The organism is Labrys sp. 22185, from assembly GCF_052045555.1.
Classification (GTDB): domain Bacteria; phylum Pseudomonadota; class Alphaproteobacteria; order Rhizobiales; family Labraceae; genus Labrys; species Labrys neptuniae.
On record NZ_JBQEPH010000004.1, the window covers coordinates 362,801 to 374,851 of the forward strand.

The 12,051-nt window shown below is 65.5% G+C and carries 11 protein-coding genes; 7 read left to right on the plus strand and 4 right to left on the minus strand.

What is annotated here, in order from left to right; genetic code table 11:
- The first annotated feature begins 146 nt into the window (after positions 1-146).
- From ACTJKX_RS11630 to ACTJKX_RS11640, 3 genes are read left to right on the plus strand one after another with little or no spacing between them, the layout of a single operon-like run.
- Positions 147-782: a hypothetical protein gene (locus ACTJKX_RS11630; RefSeq protein ID WP_394311186.1), complete on the plus strand. Its 636-nt coding sequence runs from the start codon at positions 147-149 to the stop codon at positions 780-782.
- A 38-nt stretch (positions 783-820) separates the two neighbouring features.
- A complete protein-coding gene (locus tag ACTJKX_RS11635; protein ID WP_394311188.1) occupies positions 821-2,053 on the plus strand; it encodes a YcaO-like family protein in 1,233 nt (410 codons plus the stop codon).
- A complete protein-coding gene (locus ACTJKX_RS11640) occupies positions 2,050-2,808 on the plus strand; it encodes a TfuA-like protein (protein WP_394311190.1) in 759 nt (252 codons plus the stop codon). Before ACTJKX_RS11635 ends, ACTJKX_RS11640 begins: the two co-directional genes overlap by 4 nt.
- A 57-nt stretch (positions 2,809-2,865) precedes the next feature.
- On the opposite strand, the gene ACTJKX_RS11645 is transcribed toward ACTJKX_RS11640, so the two are convergent.
- Together ACTJKX_RS11645 and secA are read right to left on the minus strand one after the other, a co-directional pair.
- Positions 2,866-3,435, minus strand: coding sequence for a hypothetical protein (locus ACTJKX_RS11645; protein WP_394311192.1), 570 nt, complete (start codon positions 3,433-3,435; stop codon positions 2,866-2,868).
- A complete protein-coding gene (gene secA / locus ACTJKX_RS11650; protein ID WP_394311194.1) occupies positions 3,432-6,251 on the minus strand; it encodes a preprotein translocase subunit SecA in 2,820 nt (939 codons plus the stop codon). The genes ACTJKX_RS11645 and secA overlap by 4 nt, the downstream gene beginning before the upstream one ends.
- Positions 6,252-6,899: 648 nt before the next feature.
- Here secA and ACTJKX_RS11655 point away from each other — a divergent pair.
- From ACTJKX_RS11655 to mutT, 3 genes are all read left to right on the plus strand, one after another.
- Positions 6,900-7,895, plus strand: a complete 996-nt coding sequence (locus tag ACTJKX_RS11655; RefSeq protein WP_394311196.1) for a peptidylprolyl isomerase — start codon at positions 6,900-6,902, stop codon at positions 7,893-7,895.
- A 112-nt stretch (positions 7,896-8,007) separates the two neighbouring features.
- The gene (argJ, locus tag ACTJKX_RS11660) at positions 8,008-9,246 is read left to right on the plus strand and encodes a bifunctional glutamate N-acetyltransferase/amino-acid acetyltransferase ArgJ (protein WP_440725346.1); all 1,239 of its coding nucleotides are present in this window, start codon (positions 8,008-8,010) and stop codon (positions 9,244-9,246) included.
- Positions 9,243-9,656, plus strand: coding sequence for an 8-oxo-dGTP diphosphatase MutT (mutT, locus tag ACTJKX_RS11665; protein WP_440725347.1), 414 nt, complete (start codon positions 9,243-9,245; stop codon positions 9,654-9,656). Before argJ ends, mutT begins: the two co-directional genes overlap by 4 nt.
- A 15-nt stretch (positions 9,657-9,671) precedes the next feature.
- Here mutT and ACTJKX_RS11670 read toward each other — a convergent pair whose 3' ends face one another.
- Complete coding sequence (locus tag ACTJKX_RS11670; RefSeq protein ID WP_311937623.1) at positions 9,672-10,241, minus strand: hypothetical protein; 570 nt, start codon at positions 10,239-10,241, stop codon at positions 9,672-9,674.
- A gap of 82 nt (positions 10,242-10,323) precedes the next feature.
- On the minus strand, positions 10,324-11,175 hold the full coding sequence (locus tag ACTJKX_RS11675) for a methyltransferase domain-containing protein (RefSeq protein WP_440725348.1): 852 nt from the start codon (positions 11,173-11,175) through the stop codon (positions 10,324-10,326).
- 70 nt (positions 11,176-11,245) lie between these two features.
- Here ACTJKX_RS11675 and ACTJKX_RS11680 point away from each other — a divergent pair, with 70 nt between their 5' ends.
- A complete protein-coding gene (locus ACTJKX_RS11680; protein WP_440725349.1) occupies positions 11,246-12,037 on the plus strand; it encodes a TrmH family RNA methyltransferase in 792 nt (263 codons plus the stop codon).
- Positions 12,038-12,051: the final 14 nt, after the last annotated feature.

Here is a 12,051-nt window from a genome sequence, read left to right on the forward strand (position 1 = left end):
ATTTGACTTTAAATATAGAGATCAAAGTCTGTTACTCGTGTATTGGGGTGACGTTGGATAGCAACGATCGATTTGTACGAAATAAAATTCCATAAGCTGGCGTGCATTCGAGGGTTGCTGTCTTTTTGAAAGGAGCAGGAGGGGATATGTCCACCGAGCGGATGTTCGTGATCGGGAACCGAGGCGCCGGGGTTGTACTCATCAAGATGAGCCCGTTGCGCGTTGTCGAAATCAGCCACGATGAGATCGTTAAATATAGCCAGGCAACCTCGAGCGACGGCTACGCGAAAGTCGTTGCGGCGCTGTGGCGGTTGATGGCGGACTGCCGAGCCCCGACCGCTTCGGGAAGTGGCATAGACCCCAGCAGTGCCCAGGGTATCGAAGCTCTCGTGGCTGCCGGCGTGCGGCTGTCCGAGGTCGATTTTGCGTTCGGAACCGATATTTTCACGGATGCCAACGGCCAGCTGCATGCGGGGATCCAGAGCCAGGCCGGTGTTCAAACCCAAGCTGGCGTGCAGTCCCAAGCCGGCGTGCAGTCCCAGGCGGGCGTGCAGTCCCAGGCGGGCGTGCAGTCGCAGGCTGGTGTCCAATCCCAGGCGGGCATCACCAATCAGGCGGGTATTACCAGCCAGGCCGGCATCCAACCCCACGCCGGTATCCAGACGACCATCCAATCGAATGCGGGCATTTATTCCCCGGTCGAGGCGGCGCTGCGGCAACTGATCGGTTCGGACGGCGATACGCTGCAGAACGCAGTCCTATCGGATGATGCCGGCAAATAATGCCTGACCAACTGCACCATCTCCTCGAAGGAGGGGAGTTGCTCCCGACGGATCCAGGGAAGACGGCGGATTGCGGTTCGCCGTTTTCCCTGCAGTCGTTGGCGCCGTTCCGCATCACCCGCTGCGGTGACATCACCGGGCTCGATATCATCGGCATTCCCGTCTGGTTTGCGACGCGGCCCAATTCCCGCGCCTTGTCGGTCAGCCAGGGCAAGGGCCTGACGCATGAACAGGCGCGGATCGGCGCCATCATGGAATCGATCGAAGGGGCCGTCGCCGAACAGACGAAAGAGCTGGTCTGCGAATTCGCGACGGCGACGGAGATGGTGGCTCGCGGGCGAAGGCTCGTGCCCCTCGAGAGATTGTCGCGCTGCAAATATGCTCTCTTCGATCCCAAGCGCCAGCGCGCCTGGGTGCGCGGGGTCCATCAGCGATCCGGTGCGGAGGTCTACGCGCCCTATGAGCTGATCGGGCTCGATACGCGCGTGGGATTCCCTTGGGACTACAGGGCCTTTACCGTGGCGTCCACCGGCCTTGCCGCCGGACGGACATTCGAGTTCGCTGCTACCCGGGCCTTGTTCGAAGCCATTGAGAGGGATGCCACCCTGCCGGTGGAGCTCTTCGGGCTTTCCAGCACTTTCGCACGGCAGTTGCTGTGGCAGCCAGGCTTGCATGCCGGGCTCGACGAAGCCGTCGGCAAGGTTTCCGCCGCAGGCCTGGTGCCCCATTTCTACCATGTCAGGGGCAAGACGGACCTTCCCGTCGTCGGCGCCGTGATAAGCCGGCCCGTCCTGGATGAGCAGGGAGCCGGGGAGCGACTATCCGGTGGCTATGCCTGCCGCCTCGATGCAGGGGAGGCCATGCTGGCGGCGCTGCTGGAAGCCGTGCAGTCGCGCCTGACCAACATAGCCGGCGCACGGGACGACATGGATCCTTCGCAATATTACGTCGCGACCAGCGCCGTGCCCTTGCCAAGGGAAGAGGCGGTGACGCTGTCGGTCCTGGCCGAGCGCTATCCGAGCCGAAGCAGTCTTTCGGACGCTGAGCGCCTGAGTGTGACGCTGCAGGCGTTGGCCCATGCCGGCTGCGAGGATGTCTTCCTGTTCGACCTCGCCTCTCCCTCGCCCCTTGCCCATGTGGTGAGGATCCTGACACCGGGGCTGGGCGCCTATATGGAGGGCGACGTCGCCTCCGTCAGCGTCAACGACCTCATTCCCAGACAGACGACGGTTGGCGGGCCGGCCGGAGCCGCCAGAGAAACCCGCCCATGACCACGATCCTCTTCACGGGTCCCAGCCTTCACGGCGTCGACCCTGCCTTGCTCGAGGGCTTTGCGGTGCGCCCGCCCGCAGGCTGCGGCGATGTGCTGGCGGCGGCGATGACCGGCGCCGATGCCATAGGCCTGATCGACGGCGTCTTCGACCACGCGCCCTCGGTTTGGCACAAGGAGATCCTCTACGCCCTCAGCGAAGGCATCCCGGTCTACGGCGCTGCCTCGATGGGAGCGCTGCGCGGTGCCGAATGCGCCGCCTTCGGCATGATCGGCATCGGCCGGATCTTCGAGGACTATGCCAGCGGGCGCCGGGTGGCGGATGCCGATGTCGGCGTGGCGCATGCGCCGGCCGAGTTCGGCTATGCACCGCTCAGCCTTGCCCTGGTCGACGTCGAGGCGACGCTGGAGGCCATTGCCGAGGCCGGAGCGCTGCCGTCCACGAGCTGCGAGGCCCTGCTGGCCGCGGCGCGGCGCATCCATTTCAAGGAACGCAGCTGGCCGGACGTCGTGGCGCAGTCGGGGCTTGCCGATGCCGCCTCGGTGGAAGCGGTGCTGGAGCGCCACGCCGTCAGCCAGAAACAGGCCGACGCCCTGGCCTTGCTCGCCCGTATGCGGGCCGATGCCGGCAAGCCTTTCGCCAGGCCGAACTTCACGTTGTCGCAATCGGGCTTCTTCGCCGTGCTGCGCCAGCGGGTGGAGGACAGGCTGGAGGAGGAGGCAGAGGCGGACGAGGCAGAGGCGGACAAGGCCTGAGGGCTGCGACGCCGGTTCCTCGATTTCTGTATCGAAGCCGGTGAAGCCGCTCCTGCCTCAGGCGGCCTTGGACGCGATGCCGCCGATGAACCGTCGTCGCGCCGTCTCATCTTCGAAGGCGCGGTGGGGAATGGCGAGCGAGGAATCGAGTTCGTCCATCCACAACACGACCAGGCCCTTCAAGTCGGAGACATGGCCGATGGTCTTGCGCGCGAATGTCAGGCTGAGATCGGGAATGTCGGCGCGGATCGAGTGCATATCCCAGGTGACATGATAATCACCTTCGAAAAAGCCGCGTCGTGTGCCGTGGCGAACGGCCTTGCGCGCATGCCATCTCGACAGGGCGAAGTCGCAGAGGCGGGTGATGAGATAGCCTGCGAGCCCGAAGGCGAGTGCCAATTGCAGGTGCTCGATTCCGATGGCACCGATCAAAGCAAGAAGGATGACGAAGCCGGCGAGGAGCAGGACGGGCAGGTAGTAGTAGCTGCCCTGGTCCATGGGCTCCCGCCGCAGGGCGTTGCGACGCCCGGCGGCCAGTTCCCTCCACAGCAGCACTTCCTCCGGCGTGAGGCGATAGGTCAGCACCGTCGACAGGCCTTCGGCCGGATGCGACGGCGCGTCGCTCAAGCCAGTTGCCCGTGGCAGTGCTTGTACTTCTTGCCCGAGCCGCAGGGGCAGACCTCGTTGCGGCCGACGCGGCCCCAGGTGGAGGGATCGTCGGGGTTGCGATCTTCCGGCGCCACGATGCGCTGGGCCGGGCTGTCGGCGGCCGGGAAGGGTGAGCTCAGCTGGGCTGGCGGAAAACCGGAGCCGGGCATGGCGAACTCGTCCTCGCCGGTGAGCGGGTCGATATGCTGGCCGAACATCTGCGGCAGAGCGGGCTCTTCCGGCTGCTGCATGACCTGCAGGCGGAACATGGTGCGGGTGACATCCTCGCGCCAGCGGTTCATCAGGTCGGAGAAGAGCTGGTAGCCTTCCGACTTGTACTCGATCAGCGGATCGCGCTGGGCCATGGCGCGGAAGCCGATGACCTGGCGCAGATGGTCGAGCGTGACGATGTGGTCGCGCCACAGATTGTCGAGCGTCTGCAGGAGCACGGCCTTCTCGACCTGACGCGTTACCTCCTCGCCGAAGCCGGCGGCCCGCTCGGCGGCGTGCTTGTCGGCCGCTTCGGTGATGCGGTGGGTCAGCTCCTCGTCGGCGATGCCCTCTTCCTTGGCCCAGTCGGTGATCGGCAGGTCGAGGCTGAGCACGTCGTTCACCGACTTGTGCAGGCCTTCGGTGTCCCACTGCTCGGGATAGGCGTTCTCGGGCACGTGGGCGCGCACCGTGTCGTCGATGACGAGATGGCGGAAATCGGCGATGGTCTCGCCCACCGACTCCTGCGCCATCAGCTCGCGGCGATGCTCGAAGATCTCCTTGCGCTGATCGTTGAGCACATTGTCGTATTTCAGGATGTTCTTGCGGATATCGAAATTGCGAGCCTCGACCTTCTGCTGCGCTTTTTCGAGCGCGCGGTTGATCCAGGGATGCACGATCGCCTCGTCCTCCTTGAGGCCGAGCTTCTGCAGCATGCCGTCCATGCGCTCCGAGCCGAAGATGCGCATCAGATCGTCCTGCAGCGACAGGAAAAAGCGCGAATGGCCGGGGTCGCCCTGGCGGCCGGAGCGGCCGCGCAGCTGGTTGTCGATGCGCCGGCTCTCATGGCGCTCGGTGCCGATGATGTAGAGGCCTCCGGCGGCGAGCGCCTTTTCCTTCAGCGTAGCGACCTGATCCTTGATGCGGGTCTCCGCCGCCTCGCGCTCGGGTCCTTCGGGCAGGTCGGCGAGTTCGACCTTGATGCGCATGTCGGCATTGCCGCCGAGCTGGATGTCCGTGCCGCGGCCGGCCATATTGGTGGCGATGGTGATGGCGCCCGGCACGCCGGCCTGGCTGACGATGAAGGCTTCCTGCTCGTGATAGCGGGCGTTCAGCACGGCGAAGACCTTCTCATCGGCCGTGCCCTGATCGCCGTCATAGAGTGAGGCGAAGGCGTTCGGGTCGGAGAAATCGCGCTGCTTGTAACCCTGCTTGATGAGATAAGCGGCCAGCGTCTCGGATTTTTCGATCGAGGTGGTGCCGACCAGGAGCGGCTGGCCGCGCTGGCGGCATTCCTCGATCAGGCGCACGATCGCCTTGTATTTCTCGTCGACCGTCCGATAGACCTCGTCGTCGTCGTCGATGCGCTGCACCGGCCGGTTGGTCGGGATCTCGATCACTTCGAGATTGTAGATGTCCATGAACTCGTCCGCCTCGGTGGCGGCGGTGCCGGTCATGCCGGCCAGCTTGGCGTAGAGGCGGAAATAGTTCTGGAAGGTGATCGAGGCCAGGGTCTGGTTCTCGGGCTGGATCTGCACCCGCTCCTTGGCTTCGAGCGCCTGGTGCAGGCCTTCCGAATAGCGTCGTCCCGGCATCATGCGGCCGGTGAATTCGTCGATGATCACCACTTCGTTGTTGCGGACGATGTAGTCCTTGTCGCGGGTGAACAGCTTGTGGGCGCGCAGGGCCTGGTTGACGTGGTGGACGATGGTGACGTTGGCGGCATCATACATCGAGCCGTCACGCAGCATGCCGGAACCCGCCAGCATCTGCTCGACGCGTTCATTGCCCTTCTCGGTGAGGCTGACGGTACGCTGCTTCTCGTCGAGCTCGTAATCGTCCTTGTCGAGCTGCGGCATCAGCGCGTCGATGGTCTGGTAGAGCTCGGGGCGATCCTCCAGCGGGCCGGAGATGATCAGCGGTGTGCGGGCCTCGTCCACCAGGATGGAGTCGACTTCGTCGACGATGGCGAAGGCATGGCCGCGCTGCACCATCTGCGCCATGTCGTATTTCATGTTGTCGCGCAGATAGTCGAAGCCGAATTCGTTGTTGGTGCCGTAGGTGATGTCGCAGGCATAGGCCGCGTGGCGTTCCTCGTCGGTGAGGCCGTGCACGATCACGCCGGTGGTCAGGCCGAGGAAGGTATAGACACGGCCCATCCATTCGGAGTCGCGGCTGGCCAGGTAGTCGTTGACGGTGACGACATGCACGCCCTTGCCGGCGAGGGCATTGAGGTAGACCGGAGCGGTTGCCACCAGGGTCTTGCCTTCGCCCGTCTTCATTTCGGCGATGGCGCCCTCATGCAGCACCATGCCGCCGATGAGCTGGGTGTCGAAATGGCGCTGGCCGAGCACGCGCTTGGCTGCCTCGCGCACGGTGGCGAAAGCCGGCACCAGGATGTCGTCGAGGGTCTTGCCGGCGGCGAGCTGGGCCTTGAACTCGTCGGTGCGGGCTCGCAGAGCCTCGTCGGACAGCGCTGCCACTTCCGGTTCGAGCGCCGCAATGGCGGCGATTTTGGGTTTGTAGGCTTTCAGCCGGCGATCATTGGAGGAGCCGAACAGTTTCTTGGCGAGCGAGCCGAACATAGAAGGCCTTCAAATCTTCGCGCCTCGCGGCGGCGTGATACCTGACCGGAGAGGGGCTCCGGTCATCGTGTCAACCCCGGCCGTGAAAGCCGGGGAACGGAAACCGGACATCGCCCGGGCGCTGTCCGATGTGAGGCAACCCGCTTCCAATCACCGTGCGCTATGGCACCAGCATGGCGGCATGCTCCCGATACGGCAAGATGGGGGCAGTCCGATGCAGCGGGAATCAGGCTGCCTTATGAAATTGTGTGAACCGACTGCCGTAATGCCGGCGCCCCGGTTCGAAGGGCTTGCCGGCCGGACTCACTTAAGTATTGGGGTTTGGGGTGTCAATCGACCTTAGGGTCTACCACGCCGGTTGACCGGGGCATTTGGCTGAAAAATCCGTAATTTTTTGCCGTCACGCCGCTATGGCTCGGTCATTCGTCGCAAAGCGCCGGCCTCGTCACAGTTTTGACGACAGGCCTTCCTAAAAGGCGGGCGAAGCGCTGGCCGTTCGGCGACATTGACCTTGCTTTTCTCCTGTCCTATCAGCGCTACGTAGGCGTTCGTCCCGGGATCAGGAGCAATGCGGGCCTGTTGCCGAAACAGCGTCCGTCCGGAGCCTGACTGCTTCCGGGTCCGCCCCCGCTCTCGAGGAACCTGCCCATGATGTCACTTCGCCGCGCGCGTCCAGCCGCGACCCTGCTCGCCAGCGTTGCCTTCCTGGCCTTCGCTGCCGCGCCTTCCAACGCTGAAGACGCGGCGAAGCCCGCCGCCGCCCCGGCTCCGGCAGCCCAGCCAGCTCCCGCAGCGCCCGCGTCGCAGGCGACCCCGACCATCAGCGTGGATGGACAGCCCATTACCCAGGACGATCTCAATGCCGTGGAGCAGGAGATCGGGCCGAGCCTGTCACCCCAGCTCTCGCCGGCCAAGCGGCAGGACATCATCATCAACGCCGCCATCAATCTGCGCGTGGCCGCCAATGCGGCCGAGCAGCAGAAGGTGCTTGATGAAGCCGAGGTGCAGAAGAAGCTCGCCTTCTACCGCCAGCGCATCCTGATCGATGCTCTCGTCGCCAAGGCCGTCAAGGAAGCGGTGACCGAGGACGCGATCAAGAAGGCCTATGACGACCAGGTCAAGCTGATCCCGGCCCAGGACGAAGTGCATGCCCGCCACATCCTGGTGGCGAGCGAGGACGACGCCAAGAAGGTCGAGGCCCGGCTGAAGGCGGGCGAAGATTTCGCCAAGGTCGCCAAGGAAGTCTCGAAGGATCCCGGCTCCGCCGAGCAGGGCGGGGACCTCGGCTGGTTCACCAAGGATCGCATGGTCAAGGAATTCGCCGAGGCCGCCTTCGGCATGAAGCCCGGCGAGGTCTCCCAGCCGGTGAAGAGCCAGTTCGGCTATCACATCATCAAGCTCGAAGAGCGCCGTCCGCAGGCTCCGCCGGCCCTCGACCGCGTCAAGCAGCAGATCTCGGACTATCTGACCCAGAAGACGCAGCAGGAAGTCTTCGCCAAGCTGCGCGCCGCTGCCAAGATCGTGCAGCCTCCGGCGGCACCGGCCGATCCTGCGGATGGAAGCATGCAGCTTCCCGGCGGCGATGATCAGGCCCCGGCCACCCCGGCCCCTGTCACGCCGGCTCCGGCCGCTCCCGCCCAGTAAGATCGGGTGTGCCGGTCTTCGGACCGGCACTTTCTTCACCGACCGTGCCGATCCCATTCCATCGATAGGTCAATGGAACTGAGGAGATCGGCACACGCCATCGAGGAATACCATGGCCAAGGCCGCGCCGCTGTCCCCGCTCGCTCCCGCCCACTTTCCCGATCTGCCGCCGGTGGCGGGTGTCCGGATGGCGACGGCCGAAGCCGGTATCCGCTACAAGGGCCGCACCGACGTGCTGTTCGTCCTGATGGACGAGGGCACGCAGGCGGCCGGCGTGTTCACCCGCTCCAAATGCCCGTCGGCGCCGGTCGACTGGTGCCGTGCGGCGCTCGGGGATGGCAGCGCGCGAGCCCTGGTGGTCAATTCCGGCAATGCCAATGCCTTCACCGGCAAGAAGGGCGCTGAAGCGGTGGCCCTTACGGCGGAACTCGCCGCCGAGGCCGCCGGCTGCCGTCCGAGCGAAGTCTATCTCGCCTCCACCGGCGTGATCGGCGAACCGCTCGATGCCGGCAAGTTCAGGGGCGTGCTGGTCGAGACCGCCGGCCGCGTCTCGCCGGGTGCCTTCGAGGATGCCGGCCGCGCCATCATGACCACCGACACCTTCCCCAAGGGGGCGACCGCCCGCGTCGATTTCGGTGGCGTGCCGGTGACCATCAACGGCATCGCCAAGGGGGCCGGCATGATCGCGCCCGACATGGCGACCATGCTCTCCTTCGTCTTCACCGATGCGCCGATCGCCGGAAACGTGCTGCAGGGCCTGCTTTCCAAGGGCGTCATCGACAGCTTCAACGCGGTCACCGTCGACTCGGACACCTCCACCTCCGACACGCTGCTGCTGTTCGCCACCGGCAAGGCTGGCGGCACGCCGGCGACCGAAGCGGCCGATCCGCGCCTGGCCGATTTTGCCAGGGCGCTCGACGGCGTGCTGCTCGATCTCGCCCAGCAGGTGGCGCGGGATGGCGAGGGCGCGCGCAAATTCGTTACCGTCGAGGTGCGTGGCGCCACCTCCAAGCAGGCGGCCCGGCGTATCGGCCTGTCGATCGCCAATTCGCCCCTGGTCAAGACGGCGGTGGCCGGCGAGGACGCCAATTGGGGCCGCGTTGTGATGGCCGTCGGCAAGGCCGGCGAGGAGGCCGACCGCGACCGGCTCGCCATCTGGTTCGGCGACATCCGCGTCGCCGTCGATGGCGAGCGTGACCCGTCCTATGACGAGGAAGCGGTTTCCGCCTATATGAAGGGGCAGGCGATCACCATTGCCGTCGACATCGGGCTCGGCGAGGCGGGTGACCGGGTCTATACCTGCGACCTCACCAAGGAATATGTCGCCATCAACGGCGACTACCGGTCGTGACCAAACGCCTGCTTCTCGTCGCCGCCTGCGCCCTGGTCGATGCCGACGGGCGCGTGCTGATCTCCCAGCGCCCCGAAGGCAAGGCGCTGGCGGGCCTGTGGGAGTTTCCCGGCGGCAAGCTCGAGCCCGGCGAGCGCCCCGAGGAAACCCTCATCCGCGAGCTGTACGAGGAGCTCGGCATCGAGGTGAAGGAGGAGTGCCTGGCTCCGCTCACCTTCGCCAGCCACAGCTACGAGGATTTCACCCTGCTGATGCCGCTGTGGATCTGCCGGCGCTGGGAGGGCACGCCCCATGGGCGGGAGGGCCAGGCGGTGAAATGGGTGCTGCCCAGGAAGCTGCGCGACTATCCGATGCCGCCTGCGGACGAGCCGCTGATCCCGATGCTGATCGACATGATCCCGGCGCGATAGGTCGGGAACGCAGGCTCAATTCCTGGAAGCGGCCAGGGGCGTGAGGTCGGGCAGGCCGGGAAAGCCGGGATAGTCCCCATTGAAGGTGAAACAGCTCAGCAGGGTTGCCTTGCCGTCTTCGAGGGGAGCGACGCGTACCTGTCGCCATCGTCCCCCCTTGTAGGCGCCGATGCCGCTCGACCAGCCATTGGCCTCGGCACGCAGGCCGAGCCCTTCGCTAGTGGCGCGAATCTTCCTCAGATAGGGATCGATGGCATAGGCGACGGCGCGAGGTTTCGTCTCGATCACCAGCCCCCACTGCCAGGCCCTGGAGGTGGGCTTGGAGCCCAGCGTCGACTGCAATTGCCGATAGGCCCTGATATCGAATCCATGTGCCCGAACCGGCTTGGCGAAAACGAGTTCGTCCCATGTGCCGGCTTTGGTGACGACGGAGCCGCGGGTTGCCGGTCCATTGTGCGCGATATAATCGCGCAGAGCCTCGAAGAATTCAGGCTCGCACCGGGCAAAGTGCTGCGCCATCGAAGGGGCAGCCTGCGCCTGTGCCGCGGCAGCTAGGAAGGCCATGAGGGCCACGATCGATCGCATGGTATGTCCCTCCTTCATGGGCGCTGCCGAACATGGCGGCCGGGCGCCTGGGATTGCGCGACCGCCCCGAAACGAGGCTCCGTCACTCCTGCCTGTATTCCTTCACGCCCAGGGCGTCGGCGAGACGGGTCTTGGCCGACCCCGGCTTCAGTGGTTTCTGCTGGTCGGCGTGGGGCGCCCAGCCGGAGATCCAGACGATTTCGAAGGTGGCTCGGATGCGTCCGTCCGGGTCAGAGAAGCGCTCGGCATAGATCTCGGCCATGCGCAGCATGGTGGCGCGGCGGGTGAAGCCCTTGCGGCGTTGGACCAGCATGTTGGAGGCCCCCATCGCCCTGAGGTCGGCCATCAGGGCGAAGGCGTTGTCGTAGCGCACGGTGAGGACGTCGCTGTCGGCGACGGGCAGGGCAAAGCCGGCCCGCTGCAGGAGGCCGCCCATGTCGCGCACATCGGCAAAGGGGGCGACGCGGGGCGAGACGCCGCCTTCCATTTCCAATTCGGCCTCTGAAAAGGCGGCTCGCAATTCGGTGAGCGTAGAGCCACCGATCAGGGCGGCCAGCAGCAGTCCGTCCGGCCTGAGGGCGCGGCGGACCTGGCTCAACAGGCCCGGCAGGTCGTTGACGAACTGCAAGGCGAGGGCAGACAGCGCAAGATCGATGCTTTCGGGCTGAAGAGGGAGCGCCTCGTTGCCGATGGCGACGTCCTGCCACTCGGCGGCAAGGCCTGGGCGCACCGCCTGCGCCAGCACGGGCGAAAGCGGGCCGATCTCCGCCGCCCGTTCGAAGGGACGCAGGATCACGGCGAGGCGGTCGGCCATGTCTTCGGCGACGTGACGCAGCAGGAAGTCCGCGGGAGCGACCGCGGCGCGCCGGCGATGCAGGGCCAGCGCATGGGGGTCGAACAGGAGGGGTGTGGTCATGCCCGCTATGTAGGGCATTCAGGCTTGCTTTTCATCACTGGGATGCGTCTATCCGGATAAGCCGCACTATTTGTTCGGATGCCATTCCATGCTTGTTCCCGTCGACGACCCTTCCGATCCGCGTATCGAGGCGTATCGCGATATCCGCGAGCGCGATCTCAAGGGACGGGGTGGGCGCTTCGTCATCGAGGGGGAGGTGGTGCTGCGCACCGCACTCCAACTCGGGCGTTTTGCCATCGAATCCATTCTGATCGCGGAGAACAGGACCGAGCCGCTTGCCGATCTCGTCGCCAAGGTGCCCGCCGGGATCCCGGTCTACAGCGCCTCGCGCAGCGTTCTCGACGATATTGCCGGCTTCCCCATGCATCGCGGCATCCTGGCCATGGGTTTGCGGGGGGAGGGGGGGACGGCCGAAAGGCTGCTTGCCACCGCGCCGGAAAACGCCCTGTTCGTCGGCCTTTCGGCCATTGCCAATCACGACAATATGGGCGGGATCTTCCGCAATGCCGCAGCTTTTGGCCTCGACGGCGTATTGATCGACGGAACCTCCTGCGATCCGCTCTACCGCAAGGCGATCCGCGTTTCCGCTGGCGCAGTCCTCATGACACCCTTCGCGCAGGGAGGCGACATCGGGACCCTCTGCGACGCCCTGCTGGCGGCCGGTTTCGAGGTCCTGGCCACCAGCCCGGCCGGCAAGGAGCGTCTCGCCGATATCGAGCCTGTGGGCCGGCAGGCCGTCTTGTTCGGTGCCGAGGGGCCTGGCCTGCCCGAGCATGTCTTGAGGCGGCTGCGGACCATCCGTATCGACATGAGCGGCGGTTTCGATTCCCTCAACGTCGCCACGACGAGCGGCATTGTGCTGCATCACCTGGCAAGGTAGCGCTTCCGGCCGGC